General features: G+C 38.7%; 16 protein-coding genes. 1 reads left to right on the forward strand and 15 read right to left on the reverse strand.

Annotation, left to right across the window (positions count from 1 at the left end):
* Positions 1-33: 33 nt before the first annotated feature.
* From glnA to A6749_RS25535, 8 genes are all read right to left on the reverse strand, one after another.
* On the reverse strand, positions 34-1,371 hold the full coding sequence (gene glnA / locus A6749_RS25500) for a type I glutamate--ammonia ligase (RefSeq protein WP_066399228.1): 1,338 nt from the start codon (positions 1,369-1,371) through the stop codon (positions 34-36).
* Between the two features lie 125 nt (positions 1,372-1,496).
* Complete coding sequence (gene gltB, locus A6749_RS25505) at positions 1,497-5,981, reverse strand: glutamate synthase large subunit (protein WP_066399230.1); 4,485 nt, start codon at positions 5,979-5,981, stop codon at positions 1,497-1,499.
* A 462-nt stretch (positions 5,982-6,443) separates the two neighbouring features.
* The gene (locus A6749_RS25510) at positions 6,444-7,865 is read right to left on the reverse strand and encodes an aldehyde dehydrogenase family protein (RefSeq protein ID WP_066399232.1); all 1,422 of its coding nucleotides are present in this window, start codon (positions 7,863-7,865) and stop codon (positions 6,444-6,446) included.
* A 29-nt stretch (positions 7,866-7,894) separates the two neighbouring features.
* Complete coding sequence (locus A6749_RS25515) at positions 7,895-8,647, reverse strand: SDR family NAD(P)-dependent oxidoreductase (protein WP_066399234.1); 753 nt, start codon at positions 8,645-8,647, stop codon at positions 7,895-7,897.
* A gap of 21 nt (positions 8,648-8,668) precedes the next feature.
* Positions 8,669-10,051, reverse strand: a complete 1,383-nt coding sequence (gene lpdA / locus A6749_RS25520) for a dihydrolipoyl dehydrogenase (RefSeq protein ID WP_066399236.1) — start codon at positions 10,049-10,051, stop codon at positions 8,669-8,671.
* Between the two features lie 12 nt (positions 10,052-10,063).
* The gene (locus A6749_RS25525; RefSeq protein ID WP_066399238.1) at positions 10,064-11,380 is read right to left on the reverse strand and encodes a dihydrolipoamide acetyltransferase family protein; all 1,317 of its coding nucleotides are present in this window, start codon (positions 11,378-11,380) and stop codon (positions 10,064-10,066) included.
* 12 nt (positions 11,381-11,392) lie between these two features.
* A complete protein-coding gene (locus tag A6749_RS25530; RefSeq protein WP_066399247.1) occupies positions 11,393-12,373 on the reverse strand; it encodes an alpha-ketoacid dehydrogenase subunit beta in 981 nt (326 codons plus the stop codon).
* A gap of 19 nt (positions 12,374-12,392) precedes the next feature.
* The gene (locus tag A6749_RS25535; RefSeq protein ID WP_066399250.1) at positions 12,393-13,382 is read right to left on the reverse strand and encodes a thiamine pyrophosphate-dependent dehydrogenase E1 component subunit alpha; all 990 of its coding nucleotides are present in this window, start codon (positions 13,380-13,382) and stop codon (positions 12,393-12,395) included.
* Positions 13,383-13,563: 181 nt separating this feature from the next.
* Here A6749_RS25535 and A6749_RS25540 point away from each other — a divergent pair, with 181 nt between their 5' ends.
* The gene (locus A6749_RS25540) at positions 13,564-15,225 is read left to right on the forward strand and encodes a sigma-54 interaction domain-containing protein (protein ID WP_066399267.1); all 1,662 of its coding nucleotides are present in this window, start codon (positions 13,564-13,566) and stop codon (positions 15,223-15,225) included.
* Between the two features lie 43 nt (positions 15,226-15,268).
* Here the strand turns inward: A6749_RS25540 and A6749_RS25545 are convergent, their stop codons facing one another.
* The 7 genes from A6749_RS25545 to A6749_RS25575 form a co-directional block, all read right to left on the reverse strand.
* Positions 15,269-16,591 (reverse strand): TRAP transporter large permease, encoded by a 1,323-nt coding sequence (locus A6749_RS25545; protein WP_066399270.1) that lies wholly within the window; start codon positions 16,589-16,591, stop codon positions 15,269-15,271.
* A gap of 14 nt (positions 16,592-16,605) precedes the next feature.
* Entirely contained in the window at positions 16,606-17,094 is a 489-nt protein-coding gene (locus A6749_RS25550) for a TRAP transporter small permease (protein ID WP_066399274.1), read from the reverse strand.
* A 42-nt stretch (positions 17,095-17,136) separates the two neighbouring features.
* On the reverse strand, positions 17,137-18,183 hold the full coding sequence (locus tag A6749_RS25555) for a TRAP transporter substrate-binding protein (protein WP_066399280.1): 1,047 nt from the start codon (positions 18,181-18,183) through the stop codon (positions 17,137-17,139).
* A gap of 158 nt (positions 18,184-18,341) precedes the next feature.
* Positions 18,342-19,094: an SDR family NAD(P)-dependent oxidoreductase gene (locus A6749_RS25560; RefSeq protein WP_066399284.1), complete on the reverse strand. Its 753-nt coding sequence runs from the start codon at positions 19,092-19,094 to the stop codon at positions 18,342-18,344.
* A gap of 30 nt (positions 19,095-19,124) precedes the next feature.
* Positions 19,125-19,586 carry a VOC family protein gene (locus tag A6749_RS25565; RefSeq protein WP_066399289.1) on the reverse strand — a complete coding sequence of 154 codons (462 nt, stop codon included), beginning with the start codon at positions 19,584-19,586 and terminating at the stop codon, positions 19,125-19,127.
* A gap of 368 nt (positions 19,587-19,954) precedes the next feature.
* On the reverse strand, positions 19,955-21,181 hold the full coding sequence (locus A6749_RS25570) for an NAD(P)/FAD-dependent oxidoreductase (protein ID WP_066399291.1): 1,227 nt from the start codon (positions 21,179-21,181) through the stop codon (positions 19,955-19,957).
* A gap of 305 nt (positions 21,182-21,486) precedes the next feature.
* On the reverse strand, positions 21,487-22,341 hold the full coding sequence (locus tag A6749_RS25575) for an endonuclease/exonuclease/phosphatase family protein (RefSeq protein ID WP_066399294.1): 855 nt from the start codon (positions 22,339-22,341) through the stop codon (positions 21,487-21,489).
* Between the last annotated feature and the right edge of the window lie 231 nt (positions 22,342-22,572).

Below are 22,572 nucleotides of genomic sequence, written 5' to 3' on the forward strand. Positions count from 1 at the left end.
TTTCTATGAAAAAATTTTTTCAAAACTGCCATCTTAAAATTGTTTCATATATTGCTCACGTTCCCACGGATGTACAACTGTTCTGAAAATATCCCATTCAATTTCTTTAGCTTCTAAAAAGTGCTGAAATAAATGAGGACCTAAAGCTTTGGTAATCACTTCATCTCCCTTAAGATTTTCTAGAGCATTTGTTAAGTTTGCCGGCAAATCCATGATTCCATTTTCCAACCGTTGTTCTTTAGTCATCTCATAAATATTCAGGTCTACTGGAGCAGGAGGTGTTAGCTTCTTTTTAATGCCATCGAGTCCTGCAGCAAGTAGAACAGCCATGGCCAAATAAGGATTAGCGGATGGGTCAACGCTTCGAACCTCCACCCGAGTGCTTAGGCCGCGTGAAGCAGGGATGCGAATTAACGGACTTCTGTTTCTAGCGGACCATGCTACATAACATGGAGCCTCATATCCCGGTACTAACCGTTTATAAGAATTCACCGTCGGATTCGTGATCGCTGTAAAATTAGGAGCATGTTCCAAAATCCCAGCAATAAAGTGCCTAGCTGTTTCACTAAGCTCAAGGTCTCCATTTTTCTCGAAAAACGCATTTTCCCCATTTTTAAATAGTGACAGGTTGCAGTGCATTCCCGAACCATTGATGCCAAACAACGGCTTAGGCATAAAGGTGGCATGAAGTCCGTGCTTTCTGGCAATCGTTTTAACAATCAGTTTAAATGTTTGAATATCATCACAAGATTTCACGGCACTTTGATATTTGAAATCAATTTCATGCTGACCTGGCGCAACTTCGTGGTGGGAAGCCTCAATTTCAAAGCCCATTTCTTCAAGCTCCAATACGATATCGCGACGGCAATTCTCACCAAGATCGGTTGGTGCCAAGTCAAAGTAGCCGCCATGATCATTTAAGTCCATCGTCGGTTCATTTTTATCATTTAATTTAAATAAGAAGAATTCAGGCTCCGGCCCTACATTAAATTCGGAAAAGCCTAATTCATTCATCTCTTTTAACAGACGCTTTAAGTTGCTGCGCGGATCGCCTTCAAACGGAGTTCCATCCGGATGGTAAATATCACAAATAAAACGTGCTACTTTGCCTTTTTCAGCTGTCCATGGAAAAATCACGAAGGTGTCAAGGTTAGGGTATAAATACATATCCGATTCTTCGATGCGGACAAAGCCCTCGATGGAGGACCCGTCAAACATCATTTTATTGTCCAACGCCTTTGGCAGCTGGCTGATGGGAATTTCCACGTTTTTAATCGTGCCAAATAAATCGGTAAATTGTAAGCGAATAAATCGCACATTTTGTTCTCTTGTCATCTCTAAAATTTGTTCTTTCGTATAAGAAGTTGTCATTGGTGAATCCTCCCTTATTTTATCGGCGAATTTTAATCATTTATCGGCGATTTTACATAACTTTTCGGCGAATCAAAGTGATATAACGGCGAATTTATCGTTTTATCGGCGAAATACTTTTTTCATTAATGAATGGATCCGAAAGCCTCCATGATTCGTTTGTATTCTTTTGGAATGATCTTCACGCAGTTACTGATCGTTTGATCCCATTGCCGAAGTATTTTCCATGCTTTTAAGCTCCCTGTATGTTGGAAGTGTTTCATTAGCAGTTGTTTTACTTCGTTTCTTTCATGGGAATCATCTACAATCTCAAAATCGATAAATTCTTGATTACAATGTGTTTTCAAGGTTTTTTCGTCATCGGTAAAAACATAAGCCGTTCCACCAGACATTCCGGCAGCAAAGTTTTTGCCGACTGAGCCAAGTATAACGACACGACCACCTGTCATGTATTCACAGCCATGATCGCCAATTCCTTCTACAACTGCATCAATACCGCTATTTCTTACACAAAACCGTTCTCCGGCCTGCCCTCTGATGTAAGCTTCGCCTGAAGTGGCTCCATAAAAAGCTACGTTACCGATTGAACTATTTTCTATAAAGCCAAAAGTTGATTTTTCAGATGGACTTACTACGATTTTTCCGCCTGATAACCCCTTACCAACATAATCATTGGCATCACCGTTCAACATTAGTGTGATTCCTTTTGGAAGAAAAGAACCAAAGCTTTGACCTGCAGTCCCTGTGAAATCCAGTTGAATGGTATCTTCCGGTAGACCTTCCCGGCCATATCGTTTCGTGACCTCGCTGCCCAATATCGTTCCGACAGTCCGGTGAATATTTTGAATCGTAAAACTAGCTTTTACCTGCTGGTTGTTTTTAAGAGCCGGCTGGCAAACCTCTATTAGTTTCCGGCAATCAAGCGTTTTTTCAAGTCGATGATTTTGGGAACGCTGATTAAACATTTGACCTTTTATTGCCTGCTCTGGTTGATAAAGAAGCGGCGATAAATCCAGGTCCTTTGCTTTCCAATGGCTGCTGGTTTGCTGACTTTGGTTTAACAAATCTGATCTCCCAACCATTTCATTAATGGTCCTAAAGCCAAGCTCAGCCATTAATTCACGAACATCCTGAGCAATAAATCGCATAAAGTTCACAACATGCTCTGGTTCCCCAAGGAACTTTTTACGAAGTTCCGGATCTTGTGTGGCAATACCGACAGGACAGGTGTTTAGGTGACAGGCACGGACGAGTACACAACCTAGGACAACGAGAGCGGCAGTTGCAAAGCCGAATTCTTCAGCCCCTAACAGCGCAGCGATGACGACATCACGACCGGTCATCAATTTTCCATCGGCTTCCAAAACTACCCGGTCACGGAGTCCATTCAACAGTAACGTTTGATGCGCTTCCGCTAAGCCTAGCTCCCATGGCAATCCGGAATGCTTAATACTTGTTCTTGGTGCTGCGCCCGTACCGCCATCCGCACCGCTAATTAAAATCACATCTGCCAGACCTTTTGCTACACCAGCTGCAATTGTGCCAACACCTGATTTAGCTACAAGTTTGACGCTTATTCTCGCCTTTGGATTGGCATTTTTCAAATCATAAATAAGCTGGGCTAAATCCTCAATAGAATAGATGTCATGATGCGGCGGCGGTGAAATTAAACTTACACCTGGAGTTGACCCCCGTACTTCAGCAATCCATGGATAAACCTTACTGCCTGGGATTTGTCCGCCTTCACCAGGTTTAGCACCTTGGGCCATTTTGATTTGAATTTCATCGGCATTTATTAAATAATGACTGGAAACACCGAAACGTCCGGAGGCTACCTGCTTGATGGCACTGCGGCGCAAATCACCATTTTCATCAGGGATATAGCGATCAGGATGCTCCCCGCCTTCCCCGCTATTACTTTTCCCTCCGATGCGGTTCATCGCGATTGCTAAGGTTTCATGCGCTTCCTGGCTTAAAGAGCCGTACGACATCGCCCCTGTTTTAAATCGACGGCAAATCGATTCGACTGATTCGACTTCCTCAAGCGGAATTGGTGTACTTCCTTTAAATTCGAATAGATTGCGAATAAAAATGAGCTGTTCTTGATTTGCTTTTTCCGCATATTTCTTATACATCTGATAATCATTCTTCCGGCTGGCCTGCTTCAACAAATGGATGGTCTGCGGTTGAAAAGCATGCACTTCGCCGCCTTTACGCCATTGAAAATCACTTCCTGCCTCAAGAGGTACTTCCGTTTGAAACGCTTTTTGATGACGCAGCAGTGTTTCTTCGGCAATTGTTTCTATGCGGATTCCCTCTAATTGTGATTTTGTCCCTGTGAAATATTGATCAATAACAGTAGAATGGATGCCGACTGCTTCGAATATTTGTGCTCCGCGATAACTTTGAATAGTGGAGATTCCCATTTTTGAGAGAACCTTCACGACCCCGCCGGTTATAGCTTGAATATAGGTTTGAATGGCCTCAGGAGCCGTCATGTCTGTGATCTGGCCGTCCTTTACAAGCTCTCCAATGGTTGCAAAAGCAAGATATGGATTAATCGCATCCGCACCATAGCCAAGAAGGGTACAAATTTGGTGCACATCCCTTGCTTCCCCTGTTTCTACAATAATACTGACCTGTGTTCTCGTACCGTTTCGAACAAGATGATGATGAAGGCCGCTTACGGCAAGTAATACTGGAATTGCCGCAAATTCCATGTTCATCTGCTGATCGGATAAAATAATGATCGAAATACCATTTGTGATAGCTACATCAACTGATTGAAACAATTCCCGCATCGCGTTTTCAAGTTTTCCTTTTTCTGCCGGAAATACAATTGAAAATGTTTTTGACTGAAAAAATGTCATATCAAGATTGCGAATTTTTGCTAGTTCTAGATTTGTTAAAATCGGCGTTTCCAGTCTGATGCGGCGACTGCTTTCTGCAACAGGGTGAATGAAATTCCCTTCTGCCCCAAGGTAGGTGAAGGTTGACGTAACAAAAGGTTCTCGGATCGCATCAATAGGTGGATTCGTAACCTGTGCAAATAATTGTTTGAAGTAATTGAATAATAGCTGCGGCCGATTCGAGAGCACGGCTAATGGTGTATCGCTCCCCATGGAACCAATTGGATCTTTGCCTTCCACGGCCATTGGTGTAATTTGTTTCATGACTTCTTCTGTTGTAAAACCAAATGCCTGCTGGAATTGTAAAACTTGAATTTCATCAGTGAATTCCGTAGTTGTGACATCTGGTAAATCTTTGATGGAAAAACTTTGTTCGGTCAACCATTTGCGATATGGATGAACACTGGCCATTTGCTGTTTTACTTCTTCATCTTTTATAATGCGCCCTGCCTGTAAATCAACCAGCAGTATGGATCCGGGACTTAACCGCCCTTTTTCAATAACCTTTTCAGGCTCTATATCCAAAACACCCGCTTCTGATGAAAGAATAATCGTATCATCATCAGTGACATAATACCGTGCTGGGCGAAGACCGTTGCGATCAAGCATGGCGCCAATCTGTTTCCCATCACTGAAGCCCAATGCTGCTGGACCATCCCACGGCTCCATGACATGACTGTGATATTCATAGAAAGCTTTTACAGCATCATCCATCGTCTCGTCATGTTCCCATGCAGGTGGAACCATCATCATCGCCGCATGCGCTAACGGCCTGCCGGTCAAGTATAGAAATTCAAGTACGTTATCGAAAGAAGTGGAATCACTTCCATCCTTATCGATAATCGGTAAAAGCTCTTCTGCATTTGCTCCTAAGTCCGAAAATTCAATCACTTTTTCGCGTGCTGACATCCAGTTCACGTTGCCCTGCAGCGTATTGATTTCGCCATTATGAATTAAATAGCGATTTGGATGGGCTCTTTCCCAGCTTGGAAAGGTATTGGTACTGTATCGGGAGTGAACCATGGCAAAAGCAGATTGCAGCATTTCGTCCTGGAGATCGAGATAATACTCACCTAATTGTTTTGCTGTTAACATCCCTTTGTATACAATGGTTTTTGTGGATAAACTTACGATATAAAAGGTTCTAATTTGTTGATGTTCACGAATGATTTTTTCTGTTCGTTTCCGAATTCTAAATAACTTTCGTTCAAATTCAAGTGTCTCTTTAATGTCTGGAGACTTTTTTATAAAAATCTGTCGGATAAAGAGCTGGCTTTGTTTTGCTGTTTCGCCAATTTCGCTGTCATCAGTCGGAACCGTTCGCCAACCTAATAGTGACTGTCCTTCTTCTTCAATTATTCGCTGAATTACTTGTTCGCATTTGTTTCGTTTTTCAAGATCTTGCGGCAGGAATATCATACCCACAGCATAGTTCCCTGCTTGTTGTTTGTTCAACAGTGAACATTCTCGCTGGAAAAATTCATGTGGAATCTGGATCATCACCCCGGCGCCATCGCCGGTATTAGGATCACTTCCATTGCCGCCTCTATGTTCAAGGCGACAAAGCATCGATAAACCTTGTTGAATAATATGGTGTGATTTTGCTCCTTTATAATTGGCCACAAATCCAATCCCACATGCATCATGTTCATGTTTGGGATCATATAGCCCTTGCTTTACTGGAAGTTGGAATGGTTCCATGATTTCACCCTTTCTTGCAGATTATTTGGAACATGAAATACATCTAAATTCATAACATTTTGAGTTTATTTGGGATGTAATGTTCTTGTTTTTTATATTATGTTAAAAATTCCATCTGAACAATATTAGTTTTATATAAAATCAATCTCATTTTGAGATTAATCAGAAGTTCATACTAAAATAAAGATAAGTGTAGAGTGCATGGACTATGAAAAAATAGTGGGTTAGTTTACTAGTGGGTCTATGTGACCGAGGTTAGTGGAAAGGTTGTATTTGGGGTACGTAGAAACCGTCTACGTGACCGAAGTTTGCTGAAAAATTGTATTTGGTCACGTAGGAGGAGTCTAGGCGCGAACTCAGGATAAAAAAAGCATCCATATGAGCTTTTTAATAGTTTCTTAAACACTCAATCCTTTTAAATAACAAAGGGAACGAGGTTTAAACGCCTCATCCCCATGTCCATTATTCTTGATTCCAAACCACTAATTTCAATTCAGTCATTTCTTCTATCGTATATTTTAATCCTTCACGAGCATTTCCACTTTCTTTAACACCGCCATAAGGCATTTGATCTACCCGGTATGTCGGAATATCATTAATCATAACACCGCCCACATGTAACCGCTTAGAGACTTTGAATGCTGTTTGGATATCATTCGTAAAAATTCCTGCCTGTAGTCCATATCTCGAATTATTTACATGATCAATACCTTCATCTACATCTTTAATTGAATTAATCGTTACGATTGGGGCAAATACCTCTTGGCAAGAAACTTTTAAATGAGCTGCGGCATCAACGATAATGGTTGGTAATAATACATTATTTTCAATCCGGCTGCCTGTAATAAGAGTTCCTCCTTCATTAACTGCCTCATCAATCCAAGCCTTAGCTCTTTCAAGATCTTTCAGAGAGATGAGCGATGATAGATCGGTGTTTACATCCAATGGATCACCTATTACTAGTTTTTCTGTTGCCTCTTTGAATTTTGCAACAAAAGCATCCAAAATATTTTCATGAACATAAATTCTTTGCAAGGAAATACATACTTGACCTTGGTTTGAAAAAGCCCCAATGACACACTTTGGAATAATTTTATCTAAATTTACCTTGTCATCTAAGATGAGGCCTGCATTAGAACCAAGTTCTAATGCAACTTTCTTCAAACCCGCTTTGTTTCTAATCCCAATTCCTACTTCTGGGCTGCCGGTAAAAGTGACCATACTGACTTTGTCACTATTGACAAGTCTGTCACCAACAATCCGACCGCTTCCCGTCACCACATTGAAAGCACCCTTTGGTACACCAGATTCATCCAAAAGTTCTGCTAAGAAAAAGGCAGACAACGGTGTTTGTGACGCAGGCTTTAAAACGATTGTATTCCCCGCCGCAATCGCGGGTCCTACTTTATGCGCCACCAGATTCATCGGAAAATTAAATGGAGTAATTGCAGCAACAACACCAATCGGCTCTCTTACAGTGTAGCCCAATCTATTGGCTCCATTTTTCGCAGCATCCATCGGAATCATTTCACCATGAATCCGTTTTGCTTCTTCTGCTGCAAATTTATACGTTTCAATGGTTCGATCTACTTCTGCCAAAGAGAATTTTAACGGCTTAGAAGATTCCAAAGAAATAATTTGAGCCGCTTGTATTCTTTTTTCTTGGAATAAACGAACTAATTTTTCAAGAATTTCAGCTCTCTCATAAGAAGTTAACTGAGCCATTGCTTCTCGTGCATTGTAAGCAGCATTAATTGCTTCATCCACTTGATTTTCTGAAGCTTGAGGGATTTCAGCAATCTTTTCCTGGCTATATGGAGAAAATAGATTTGCATATTGTTCAGCCTGAATCCATTCTCCATTAATATATAATTTCTTTTTCATACCAGCCTTCACTTCCTTTTATACAATTTCTATCTTGCAAGTACACCGCCGTCTACCGGAATTAATGTGCCTGTTACATAGTTAGATGCAGGGGATGCTAAAAATAAAGCAACACCCGCTACATCTTCGGCCGTTCCCCATCTTTTCGCCGGAATTCTCGCCTCAATTTGCGGTGCTCTCACTGGATCGTTCATGAGGTCATCATTCATCGTTGTTAACATATAGCCCGGTGCAATCGCATTTACTTGAATACCAAACTCAGCCCATTCATTCGATAAAGATTTCGTTAATTGTAAAATGGCTCCCTTACTCGTTGAATAAGCAGCCGCATTATAGCCGCCTAATACAGAAAGAATGGAACCCATATTAATGATTTTTCCTGAGCCTTGTTTTTTCATTTCAACAGCTGCTAATCTAGATAATTCAAAAACAGAAGTCACATTCAATCCAAGGATTCGATTCCAAGTCTCAATTGAAAATTCAAGGGCAGGTTTTCTTTGTATCAGTCCTGCATTGTTGATTAAAATATCAACTTTGCCTCCTAGCTTTTCTAAAGCCTCACTAAAGGAATCTTTTAATTGATCTAGGTTTAGTAAATTTCCTTTAACAGCGTGGACCGAAACGTTAGTTTCATTTAATTTAGCAGGGACATTATAGACTTCATCTGAAATATCAATAACCGCAACTTCGGCACCCATTTTGTGAAAGGTCACCGCCATGGTAAGCCCTAACCCTTGGGCACCGCCTGTAATAATTGCTTTTTTACCCGTAATATCAAACATCTTTACACCTTCTTATAAAATTTAAGAATGTATCCCTTTGCCAATAAGCGAATTGGCAGATTCCATTAATACTTCCGAGAGTGATGGATGCGGCTGGACCATGCTGGCAAGCTCATCGACTGTACCTTCCAAAACCATATAAGCAGTCGATTGACTAATCATTTCCGTAACGTGGGAACCGACCATCACAACACCGAGTATTTCTCCATACTTTTCATCAATCATCACTTTTGAAAATCCATCAGTTTCGCCTGATGACAAAGCCTTTCCATTTCCTGAAAAAGAGAATTTGTTCACCTTAAATTTAACCCCTTTTTCCTTCAGCTCTGGTTCACTCATCCCTACACTGGCCACCTGCGGGTTTGTGTAAATACAGCGCGGCATTATCTTGTAATTCATTTTTTCCTTTTTACCATCTAAATTTTCAACAGCTGTTAATCCTTCTGCACTGGCGACATGGGCCAGCTGTAATCCGCCAATAACATCACCAATTGCGAAATAATCCTTTTTGCTTGTTTCTAAATACTCATCTACCGCAATATGTCTGCCGTTCATATTTAAATCTAGTTCTGAAACAGCAGAGAGATTCGGTTTACGGCCAACCGCTAATAGTATTTCTTTAGCAGCAAGACTTTCTGTTTGCCCTTTTTCAGAAGTAATATGGACCGTTTTCTTCTGATCGCATTCTTCAATTGATGTTACTTGACAATTTGTTAAAACCTTTATACCTTTTTTCTTCAGACTTTTTAGTAAGGTTTTCGAGGCGTCCTCATCTTCAGTTGGAATGATTCGATTACCAAGTTCAACAATAGTTACCTCAGTTTTTAAACTTGTAAAAATATTGGCAAACTCTACACCAATAACCCCTCCGCCGACAATTACGATCGATTGAGGAATCTCGGTGATGTTAAAAATGGTGTCAGTTGTGTGAAACTTTACCGAATCTAATCCATTTATGGGCGGCACAGCAGGTTGACTGCCTGTTGCAATAATAATTTTTTCGCCACGAATGGAATAGCTCTCATTCCCATTTACCACCGTAACAGATTTATCTTTGTGAATTTTGCCGAAACCGTTATGGACATCAATTTTTCCAGCATTCAATAAATGTTCGATGCCGCTTCTTAAGGTAGCAATCACCTGGTCTTTTCGGGCAAACATCTCTTTTAAGGAAAAGCTCAAATTCTCAGTTTTTATTCCCCAGCTTTTTGCTTTCTCGATACTTTCGATAATTTCCGAATGTTTTAAGAGAGTTTTAGAAGGGATACATCCTCTATTTAGACATGTCCCACCTAAATAATCTACTTCTACAAGCGCTATTTTTTTGCCATTCTTAGCTGCTCTTAAGGCGGCAACATATCCGCCAGGCCCGCCGCCGACAACTATTACATCATAAGACGTCATTCTGTTACCACCTTATACTATTAATTTAAATGGATTTTCTAAAGTCTCTTTTAAGTCCGTTAAGAAAGCAGCTGCAGGTGCACCATCAATAATACGGTGATCAAATGATAGACTTAATACCATCATCGACCGAATGGCGATTTCTCCATTGACCACAACCGGCTTCTCTTTAATGGTTCCGACACCAAGAATAGCTGATTCAGGTTGATTAATAATTGGGGTGAACCCATCCACCGCATACATTCCCAGGTTACTGATGGTGAAAGTGCCATTTTGCATCTGTTCAGGCAATAATTTTCCTTCTCTTGCACGTTTGCCCAAGGCCTTACACTTTTCGGTCACCGCCGCAAGTCCTATTTGATTAGCATTTTTAACAACTGGAACAACTAAACCATTCGGTACCGCTACTGCCATCCCAACATTGACATTTGTATGATAAACAATTTCATCCTTAACCAAAGAAACATTGATATCAGGATGACGCTGCAATGTGTGAGCTGTTGCTTTAAAAATAATTTCGTTAAACGAAAGTCGGTAGCCGTTGAGTTTTTCAATAACCGGCAGCAGTTCTTTGCGCAGACGGACACAATTTGTCATATCCACTTCACTCGTTAATGTCACGTGTGGAGCGGTGTTGGCACTTTGCACCATACGATCCGCAATAACTTTGCGAATTCCTTTAAACGGCACCCGTTTTTCGGCCTGCTGAACGGCTGGTTGAACATTTGATTCATTTATTGAATTCGATGTAAGAAGATCCGCTTTAACGATTTTACCATTTGAACCTGTTCCCGATACATTCTTATAATCAATGCCTTGATCAGCAGCAATCTTCTGGGCTAATGGCGTAATTCTCTTTGTATTTTCTACTAAGTAGTTTTCCACATCGTTTTTTTGGATACGTCCTTTTGGTCCGGAACCTGATACCCTACGTAAGTCAATATGATTAACTTCAGCCAATTTTCTGGCCGCCGGTGTTCTTCTCACTTTGTTTTTGTTTACAAAAGATTTCTCTTGAATAACACTATCTTCAGCTGCTGCTGGCTGAGAAGCGCTAAATGATTTATGGTCAATGCCATCTGCACTTTCGCCTTCCTCACCAAGGTAAGCGACCACTTCCTGTACCTTTACAGTCGAACCTTCATCATATAACGTTTTTAATAATACACCTGTCGTTTCTGCTTCAATCTCTAAGACAATCTTATCTGTCTGAACTTCTGCAATCGCGTCCCCTTCTTCAACTACTTCGCCCACTTGGACTAACCAAGAAACGATCGTTCCTTCCTCCATTGTGGCGCCAAGTTTAGGCATAACTACTTCTGTTGCCATGATGCCACCTCCTTACTTGTTCATTAACTTTTGACATTCTTTGATAATATCATTTACTTGTGGCACGGCAGCTTTCTCTAATTCCGGATTATACGGAATAGGGGCAGCGGCGCCACCTAAACGTCTAATTGGAGCATCTAAGTAATCAAAGGCATCACTTTCTGCAATCATACTAGCAATTTCTGCACCATATCCGCCTCTTTTAACAGCTTCATAGACTACTAATACACGGCTGGTTTTCTTAACCGATTCTAAGATCGTTTCTGTATCTAATGGCACTAATGTACGAGGGTCAATGACTTCTACATTAATTCCTTCGTTTTCAAGTTCTGCTGCTGCTTCCATGGCTCTATTCACCATGATCCCAGTAGCAACAATACTGATATCAGTTCCTGATTTTTTGATATCTGCTTTCCCAAGAGGAATTTCATAGTCCTCTTCAGGTACTTCACCTTTCACAGGATATAGCATCTTGTGCTCATAAAATAAAACCGGGTTATCATCTTTAATGGCTGCTTTCATTAAGCCTTTCGCATCATATGCATTTGAAGGCTGCACCACTTTCAAGCCAGGAATATGTGTCATCCAAGCTTCTAAACTTTGCGAATGCTGTGCGGCAAATCCTGCACCGGAACCTCCTGGCAGTCTCACAACAACTGGAACTTTCGCCTTACCGCCAAACATATAGCGGTTCTTTGCTGCTTGGTTGACGATGTTATCCATCGCAATCATAATGAAATCCGAAAACTGAATTTCTAAAATAGGCCGCATTCCTGTCATTGCCGCACCTACTGCGCAACCACTGATTGCCGCTTCGGAAATTGGAGTGATTCTTACCCGCTCTGGTCCGAATTCTTCTATCATCCCGTTTGTTAAGCCGAATGCTCCTCCATAAACCCCAATATCTTCACCCATAATAAAAACATCTTGATCTTTGCGCATCTCTTGACTCATTGCTTCTCTTATTGCTTCTGAATATGTTATCTCTCTCATTTTCGTCATCACCTTTCGCTTAGGCATAAATATCTGTCATTAAAGTGTTTAAATCTGGCGCTTTACTATTTACGGCAAATTCAACTGCATTATCCATCAATGCCTGGACTTTATTCTCCATTTCGCCATATTCTTCTTCAGTAAGAATGCTATCTTCGATTAATTTTTGCTTTAATAACGCAATTGGATCTCTATTTTTCTTCCATTCTTTTTCTTCTTCTCTTGTTCTATATTTTCTAGCGTCACTACGAGAATGACCTTCCCATCTGTAAGTATGTGCCTCTATGAGTGTTGGACCGTCACCATTTCTGGCTCTTTCTACCGCTCTATCAACAGCCTCAACCACAGTTAAAATTTCATTTCCGCTAATTGTTTCACTTGGAATACCGTATGCAGCCCCGCGTTCTGCAATATTTTCAATATTGGTCATTTCTTTAATTGACCCTGACATTCCGTATAAATTATTTTCACAGAAGAAAATGACAGGTAACTTCCAAACAGATGCTAGGTTAAGAGATTCGTGGAAAGCCCCCTCATTGGTAGCACCGTCACCGAAGAAACATAAGACAACATAACCTAAGTTCTTCATTTTCGATGTTAGTGCTGCCCCTGTTCCTAAAGGAAGACCTGCACATACAATCCCGTTTGCACCAAGATTACCAACATCAAGGTCAGCAATATGCATGGAGCCTCCTTTACCCTTACAAGTACCAGTCTCTTTTCCAAGTAATTCGGCCATCATTTTCATGACATCGGTTCCTTTTGCAATACTGTGACCATGTCCTCGGTGAGTGCTGGTAATTTTGTCTTCCTTCGTTAAAGGTACACACGCTCCAACTGCAGTTGCCTCTTGCCCAATACATAAATGCATGGTCCCGTGAATTTTTCCTTGTTGATATAACTTCTTCAAAGTTTCTTCAAAATTTCTAATTACCATCATGTCATATAACATGGATTTTAATTTTCCAGATGTTAATGATGAGTTTTTCAAAGTTGCTGTTTTTGACATATATTTACCTCCTAGATTGTTTTGGTAGTATTTACAAATATAAATATGCAATTTTTGTGCCAACTCAAAAAACACGCAATCTCCAATGAATTCATACTTTTCTACAAACAAAATGATGTACAATTGATTAGTATGATGTAAAATATCATCATCAAGGAAATTATGATGCAAGGAGGTACCAATGGAAAAACTACTGTCTAAAATTAACATCATCGGTGTTCTTATTTTAAATAAACAAGGAGATATCCTATTTACCAATTCAATTGCTAAAAAATATAGCTATTATTTTGAAAATATGATTGAGGCAGTCATGAATCATGCTGATTTCTTCTGTACATTAAAATATCCTGCAGAAATCAGCGCTTTTTCGCAAGATAACCAAATTGTTGTTTTAATCAATCCTACAAACGAATTAGTACGATTAAAAAAAGAAAAAGAATCACTGCAAAATTTACAAAATGAATTGAACGGAGTCATTAATTCGTCATTTGACGGTATCGTTATTTCCGATCATGAAGGAATCATCATTCATCAGAATCCGGCATACGAACAAATTACAGGTCTTTCTGCCAAAGATTGTATTGGACGAAATTTAAAAGAATTGGAAGAAGAAGGTGTAATCGATGCGTCCGCTACATTAAAAGCATTAGAAGAAAAGAAAGCGGTCACAATTATCCAAAAAATCAATACCGGATCTACCGTTCTTGTTTCAGCTGTACCAATACGAAATACATTTGGAGAAATTGTAAAGGTAGTTAATAATGTCAGAGATTTAACCCATCTGAATACGCTTGAGGCTGAGATACAACAGCTCGAAAAACAAAATAAACAGATTCATGATGAATTAGAGTTATTAAAAGAGCAAAACGATCCAAAGCTTTCCTTTATTGCTAATTCCGACATCATGAAAGATGTACTGGACAGAGCTTTACGTGTATCACAAATCGATTCGGGTGTCCTTATTCAAGGTCCGTCTGGAGTAGGTAAAGAAATGATTGTGGATTTAGTGCATCGCCATAGCTTTAGAAAAGATAATCCTTTAATTAAGATTAACTGCGGTGCAATCCCAGAATCATTATTAGAATCGGAGCTATTTGGTTATGAATCTGGCTCCTTTACAGGGGCTAATCAGAAAGGCAAAGCTGGTTTATTTGAAGCGGCTAATCGTGGAACCATTTTCTTAGATGAAATTGGTGAAATGCCGCTTCCGTTACAGGTTAAATTGTTGCGCGTCCTGCAAGAACGTGAAATTACTCGTGTTGGCGGCACACGTCCGATCCCTGTTGATATTCGAATAATAGCTGCAACCCACCGTGATTTAACAGAAATGATAAAAAGCGGAAAGTTCAGGGAAGATCTATATTATCGCTTAAATGTAATTCCAATCAAAATACCTTCTTTAAAGGATCGAAAAGATGACATTATCCCGCTTATCTATCATTTCTTAAACCGTATTAATCATAAATATGGGATTAATCGAAAATTTTCAAATGATGCCTTACATGCCTTTATAAATTATGATTGGCCAGGAAATGTACGTGAATTGCAAAATATCGTCGAAAGAGTTGCCTTAATGAGTCTGAATCCGGAAATTGATATACACGAATTACAAAAGGAATTACAATTCACTGATGACATAAAATTTAACATTAAAGCACCACAAACGGAATCAGCTATTGATTCAAAAATGGAACCATTAAAAGATCAGCTTGATTCCTTTGAGGCGAAACTGATCCGCGAAGCGATTAACCACTTCCCGAGTATTAGAAAAGCTGCAACTGCATTAAAAGTTGATCAATCAACATTAGTGCGGAAAATGCAAAAGTATAAAATCGAGAAATAGCAAAAGAACATCGCTTTCCATAAGGCGATGTTCTTTTGCATCATTATCCTCCTATTAAATGCGGGAGGAATAAGGTAATGGATGGTACATACGTAATAATCAATAATACAACCAATAAGGCACCAAATATTGGCGCAACATATCTAAAGGTTTTCTCAAATGGAATATTAGCAATGTTACTTCCAATAAATAAATTGATACCTAATGGAGGAGTAATTAGTCCCAAACTTAAATTTAAGCATATAATCATTCCGAAATGAATTGGATCAATTCCTAAAGGAAGAACAATTGGAAGCAATAACGGTACAAAAATTAATACCGCTGCTACTGTTTCCATAAACATACCAACAATTAATAAGAAGATATTAATGATGAGCAGGATAATAATCGGGTTCGTTGTTATGCCCTGAATCGTATCTGCTAAAAATTGCGGAATTCTTTCAATCGATAATACTTGTCCGAAAAATGTGGCCGCACTAACAAAGATTAAAACAGATCCGGTTGTACGGGCAGATTGTAAAAAGGTTTCCATCAATTCATTCATGGTAAATTCGCGATAAATAAAGATACAAATGACTAAGCTATATACCACTGCAACAACCGCTGCTTCAGTAGGTGTTACTACACCGCCATATATTCCACCGAGAATTAAAATTGGCGCTAACAATGCCCATTTTGCTTCATTTAACGCTTTCCAAAAGCTGACCTTTTCGTTTTCAACTGCTGTCGTAGCTGTTTCTAAAACTGTTTTTTTGTTTAACAAGCCGAAGCCTTCTTTTTTGGAAATAAAATAATTGACGATTAATAACGCAACAGCAACTAAAACACCTGGAAAAATCCCAGCAATAAACAAATCACTGATTGATGAATTGGACATTACCCCATATAGGATAAATACAATACTAGGGGGAACAATAGGTCCCAAAGCCCCAGCACTGGCAGATATCGATGCTGCATAGCCCGGAGCATAGCCGTTCTTCAGCATGTAAGGAATCAGAATAGCCCCAATACTAGCAACGGTCGCTGCACCAGACCCTGAAATTGCCGCAAAAATAAAACTAGCAATAATTGTAATAATACCTAAACTACCAGTTAACGAACCAACAAAACTTTGGATAAATTCAACTAGTCGTCTGGCCATACCGCCTCTGCTCATTATGTCACCCGCCAAAATGAAGAACGGGATTGCGACTAACGGGAATGAATCCATTGAACTAAACGACGTTTGAATAAACAATGTTAATGGAACGGTACCTTCAATTATTACAACCAATAGACTTGCAGTTGCTAGGGCAATGGCGATTGGAACCTGAAGAATAACCAGAATAGCTAAAAATCCAAAAAGCATTAGTGTGACTGTACCCATGAATACTTCCCCCCTTACAACATGATCTCTTGATTTGATGTATTTGTAATTTTTTTGAACATCTGAAAAATTAAACGGACCGACATGCCTAAATAGCCTAGAGGAATGCCCAGATAAATGATCCCTTTTGCTAAACCTAATCCCGGTGAATCCCCACCGAATTGAATCATGGTGAAAGAATAGTTAAATCCAATAAAAGTTATGACAATTGAAAAAATCAACCAAATAAGTATGCCGATCTTTAATATTACCGGCCGTATCTTTTTAGGAAATATTGCAATTGCCGCGTCCACCTTAATGTGAGATTGTGTAGCTGTAACATAGGCTGCGCTTATAAATGTTAACCAGATAAATAAATATCGTGTTAATTCTTCAATCCAAATAAATGAAGTACCGAAAATATATCTAGCAACAACTTCTGTAAACATAAGAACCGTCATAATCAGCATTAATAGAACACAAAATAAACCTTCGATTCTGATATTCGTCTTCTCCTCTTTCAAAATGCTCACCTCTAATTTCTAGTATGAATATGAATTCCTGCCTTACTCGGTTTTCCCTAAGAGCTTTAAAGCCGTTTCATAGTTTTCTTTACCTACTCTATCAATGTTTTTATCAATTGCTGGCTGTACAGATTTTTTAAATAATTCTAGCTCTTCAGGCGTTAGCTCTACTACCTTAACACCTTTCTTTTCCATGCCTTCTATAGCTTTCTTTTCTGCTTTAACAGCTAGTTCCCTGGCATATTTAATTTGTTCATTTGCTGCTTTATCTACGACTCGTTTCAGCTCATCGGTTAAGCCATCATAAAAATCTTTATTGACCATCAAAATATGAGGAAGCGGAAAATGTCTTGTTAGCGTCAAATTATCCGCCACTTCATAAAATCTATCTGCATGTATTAATGGCGTTGTAGTTTGGACACCGTCGATTGTCCCTTGCTGTAGTGAGGTGAAAATTTCCCCATATGAAATTGGCGTTGGATTTGCTCCCATGGCAGCAATGGTCCCTGCTTGAAGCGGTGTAGTTGTACTTCTGATTTTTAACCCTTTTAAATCAGATGGTTCTCGTACTTCGTGTTTATTGTTAGCGATTGCAAATGAGCCAATACTAAACGTTCCTAAAAAATAGGCATTCGATTTTTCTTCTAAATCCTTCTTAAGGATTTCTCCGTATTCCCCATCTGTTAATTTGTACATTTCTTCTTCATTTGAAAATAAGAAAGGAACATCAAAAATGCTATAGGAAGGTGCATGTGCGTTACTTGCGACAACAAACCCTGCATTTGTTACAACATCCAGTACACCGGTTTGAAGCATTTCATATTCCATATCTTCAGAAGGAGTTAGAGTTCCATTGTTATAGATTTGCACCTCAATTTGACCGTTACTTTCTTTTTCAGCTACTTCTTTAAATTTTTTATAACCTGTATGGAGAAAGTTGTTGTCAGATACTAAATTTGCCATTCTAATGACAACTTTCTTTCCATCTGCACCAACAGTTCCAGCTTTCTTTCCAGCACTACACCCTGAAAGGATTAAAACGATGGAAACGATTGTGAAAAAGATAACCTTTAGCCTAAATTTCCCCAAAGTAAGTCCCCCTTAAATTTTTAATATTTTTATTTCATGCAAGCTTCGTGCCAATTTATTTTTATTGAAAAAACACTCATAATTACCGTAATTATCAGTAATTTTGATGCACTTTTACAATTGGTGATGCAAAACTACAAGCGTTAACTAAAAAACTACTATCTGCCTAGAAATCCACCATCAACCGGAATAATTGCTCCATTTATATAATCTGATTTAGCAGAAGAAAGAAATTCTACGGTCCCAGCTAGTTCCTCCGGTTTGCCCAAACGGCCTGCCGGAATTCGGGAAACTAGTGAATTTAGTCTTTCTTGATCGTTTAGGATATGCCGATTTAATTCGGTTACATAATAGCCCGGAGCAATCGCATTGACATTAATCCCTTCACTTGACCACTCATTCGATAAAGATTTCGTTAATTGTGCTACAGCACCTTTACTAGCCGAATACGCAGCTGCATTAAATCCACCTATATAACTGAGGACGGAGGCAATATTAATAATTTTTCCCTTGCCTTTCTTTTTCATTTCCTCTGCTGCAAGTCTGCATAATTGGAAAACCGTCGTTACATTCACGTCCAAAATTCTTTGAAAATCTTTGACAGGCAGTTCAATAGCCGGCATTGGTTTGTGGATACCAGCGTTGTTAACTAGAATATCTAACTCTCCGCCAAGCAATTTCACAGCTTGTTGAAAAACATTGGCAAGCTGGTCTTGGTCAGACAAATCCGCATGAAGACCTGTTACATCATAATCTTGTTTTCTTAATTCCTCTACTACTTGTTCCAAATTTGGTGAAATGTCTAAAATGCAAACTTTGACACCATTTGAACAAAGCCCTTTAGCCATTGCTAAGCCCAGTCCTTGCGCAGCACCTGTAACAATTGCTTTTTTACCTTTTAAATCTATCATTTAAATACACCTCTCATGGTTTCTGTTATTTTAAGACAATTTCTTTTCCATTAACTCGATAATATAACCATCAGGATCAAGCATATAGATAGCTTTTGACCCCTTATTTGCACCCGCATTGATATTCGCTACTTTTTTTGACTTAAATTGAACCCCTTTGGCTTGTAATTCATTAAACATTACTTCCAAATTTTCAACCATCAAACAAATATGTCCAGTACCATAATCACATGAACGTGCACTTCCTGAGTACGTATCAATCCCAACATATTCTAATAATTCAATCACCTGACCGCCTGGAATTTGAACAAAAGCTATTTTTATTTCTTTTAACCCCGGGATTTCTACAATATCAAAAATATAGTCACTATTTGCTACTTGTGTAGATAAAAGTTCAAAACCTAAAGTATTTACATAGAAATCAAGTGCGCTTTCTAAATTTTTTACAGTTATACCACTATGAATAAACCCAATAACTCTGCCTTCAGCCATACTAATCCTCCTCATTTATCTTTCTAATAAATTTATTATGCAATATTCATGCCAAATTTTTTACTTATTTCTCACTTATTGTGACGATTTTTCTACAAAATTTTGATGCAATTCTACAATGCTGATGCAAAATTAATGCAAAAGGGGTATAAAGATGATTCCTCACTCTTCGAAATCATCATTTAGAACAGGGTTCTTATTTCTCTTTATAAGAATTTTGAACAAATAAAAAATAGCTGATGGATATAATCCATCAGCTACTTTTTATTTTGCATTAAACCTTTCAGGAACTCTATTATTTTTTTCAATTATTAATAATATATAATTTAAAAATTACCGCTTAACTGAAAAATTATCTATAGCTACAGCTACGGCTGAATAATATTTTTCATTTCCCTTTCCAAATCCGCGGGTTCATTTGCATAATTGTAAATTCCTAAAAACTTTTGTATCAATCCTGGATGTGAACGAATGAGTTTGTACATCGCTGCTTGTTGCTTGGTTATCGGTTCATTCTTTGAGATTTGACAGCCCATTTGAAATCGAATCATAAACTCCTTTTCCATTAGTTGTTGATATTCATCAGCCATGATCTCCCACTGACTGTTCCAATCACGATGATTTGATAAAACAGTCGATAAAATTCTAGCCCCATAAATTGCATCATGCATTCCTTGAGCCATGCTGGGATCTTTAAAGCTTATTGCATCTCCTACCAACGCCCAGCCTTTTCCCATTCCTTGATACCAGTAATTTTCATATCCTACGATTCCTTTGATTGCTTCCTTTAATTGTGCAGACCGCAAATGCTCTGGAATCGTTGTATTTTTAAAATTACCCATTAAATAGTCGTAAAGACCACTTTTAGGATTTGTTCTTATCCTCTCAATCCATGCTTTGTTTTGCAATGGAAGTATACCGATTACCACATATAAATCATCGCTTGTCGGAAAAAGAATCGCAGTATGTTCTTTTATTTTATAAACCTCAAATTTCGGTACATCCTCTTTTTGAAAGTTTGCGTAATAACCATAAAAAATAGCAGCATTTGCTTTCTCCGCTGCTTTCAATTTACTTTTTGCTAATTTGCAAATAGTTGAAGAACGGCCATCCGCTCCAACGACAATTTTCGCCCGGAACTGTTGTTCGATGCCGAGAGTATCTAACCCTTTAACACCGATAATGGTATCGCCATCATAGAGACCACCCGTCACACGAAACTTCTCCAAAATGGTTACGTTTTGTTCAGAACGGGCTTTCTCAATCATTACGTGATCAAAATATGTACGTCTGATACAGTAACAGTTGTCCTCTCCATGAACCATTGGAATGACTCCTTCGATAACGGTATCATCAAACTGAAATTTTATATCCCGTACCGATGGTGTATTGGTTTCTAATAATTGATCCATCACTCCGAGCTCACGAAGAATCGCTGTAGTATTGTTAAAAAAAGTATGAGTGGATAACGTATCACTAGGAAACTCTGTACGATCAACTAATAACACCCTATAACCCGCTCTCGAAAGATATATGGCTAGAGTGGTACCTGCACACCTGGCACCAGTAATGATTACATCATATATTTTAGACATAATGTCACCTCATTTTATTTATTAAAGTTCTTCCAGAGTCTTCGGGAACTCATGTAGGGAGGCTTAAGGCTTTTATTTATACTCAATATTTTTAAATTTATAAAATTCTCCCCTTTCGAATACATAAAGCTAGTAAAAAAACAAAACTTGCACAAATATATTATGAAAATAGAAATTAATTAATTACATTTAATCAATTCAAGCAGATATTTTCTTCTAAGCTCATTCAGCTCGTAATAATTTCTTAGTAGTTCCCATTGGAAGGCGTGAAAAAAAAACCTCCGCAAGAAGCGAAGGAATCAGAATTACTTATTTCCGTTGTTAAAAGGATCGTTACGTTCTAATACTAGCTCAGTCATTATTGGAAGATGATCCGATGCAAGCGTATTAATGACTCTGGCCACTTTTGTTTCTAAATTATTGGAGCTGAAAATATAATCGATTCTTTTTGTAGGATTTATTGCAGGGTACGTATTTGCTTTGTTTTCTTCAGCAAAAGTATCTTGATAATTAGAATACAACAACTTCATTTCGTTGCTTTCAGGTGTTGCGTTTAGATCACCTAAAATTACTTTTGGGCCTTCTGACCTACTCGCAATATTAATTATTTCCTCAATTTGGATTTGGCGTTCTGCTGAAGTTAAAGCTAAGTGCGTATTGTAAACATGAAAGTGGTTTCCTTTCACGTTAATAGAAGCTTCCAGTAATCCCCTCTGCTCAGTATTTCCGATTTTTGAAAGTTGGTGATTTACCGATTTTAAAATTGGATATTTACTTAAAATCGCTGTCCCATACTGACGGCGGGGCTCCCCTGGATTTATCGGCTCCAGGTCAAGATTTGCGGCATAAGTATAGAACATTCCAAGCCGGTCTGCCAGCTTTTTTGCCTGATCTTGAAAATCACTACGGCTTGACCAGTGATTATCCACTTCCTGCAGCCCAATAATATCTGCATTTGCCTCCTCGATCATTTGAGCAATTCGTCCTAAATCCAAAACTCCGTCTTCCCCAACACCGTGATGAATGTTATAAGACATAACCTTTACACCAACCGATTCTCCTCGTGGGAATTCCTGTTCTTCTGCAAAAGCACTGCTTCCCAACGAAGTAAGTGAGACAATCAAAAACATCACCGCCAATATAATTGGTACTTTTCTCATCTTATCCACACCTTTCTTTAATATCAACAACTATTTTATAGGCCAACTTTATAGAATCTATTAAATTATCGTAAAAAGGATATTTGATTGTTGTTAATATTTTGTAAATTCTAATGACTTACTAGGCATACATCCAAAACTAATGATTATGGAAAAGAAGGTGTCAAAGGATATCTAGATAACTAAAATGAAAGGAGAAAGTGACCAAAAAAGCGAATCAAATAATTATAA

The organism is Neobacillus mesonae (genome assembly GCF_001636315.1).
In the GTDB taxonomy this organism is placed as follows: domain Bacteria; phylum Bacillota; class Bacilli; order Bacillales; family Cytobacillaceae; genus Neobacillus; species Neobacillus mesonae.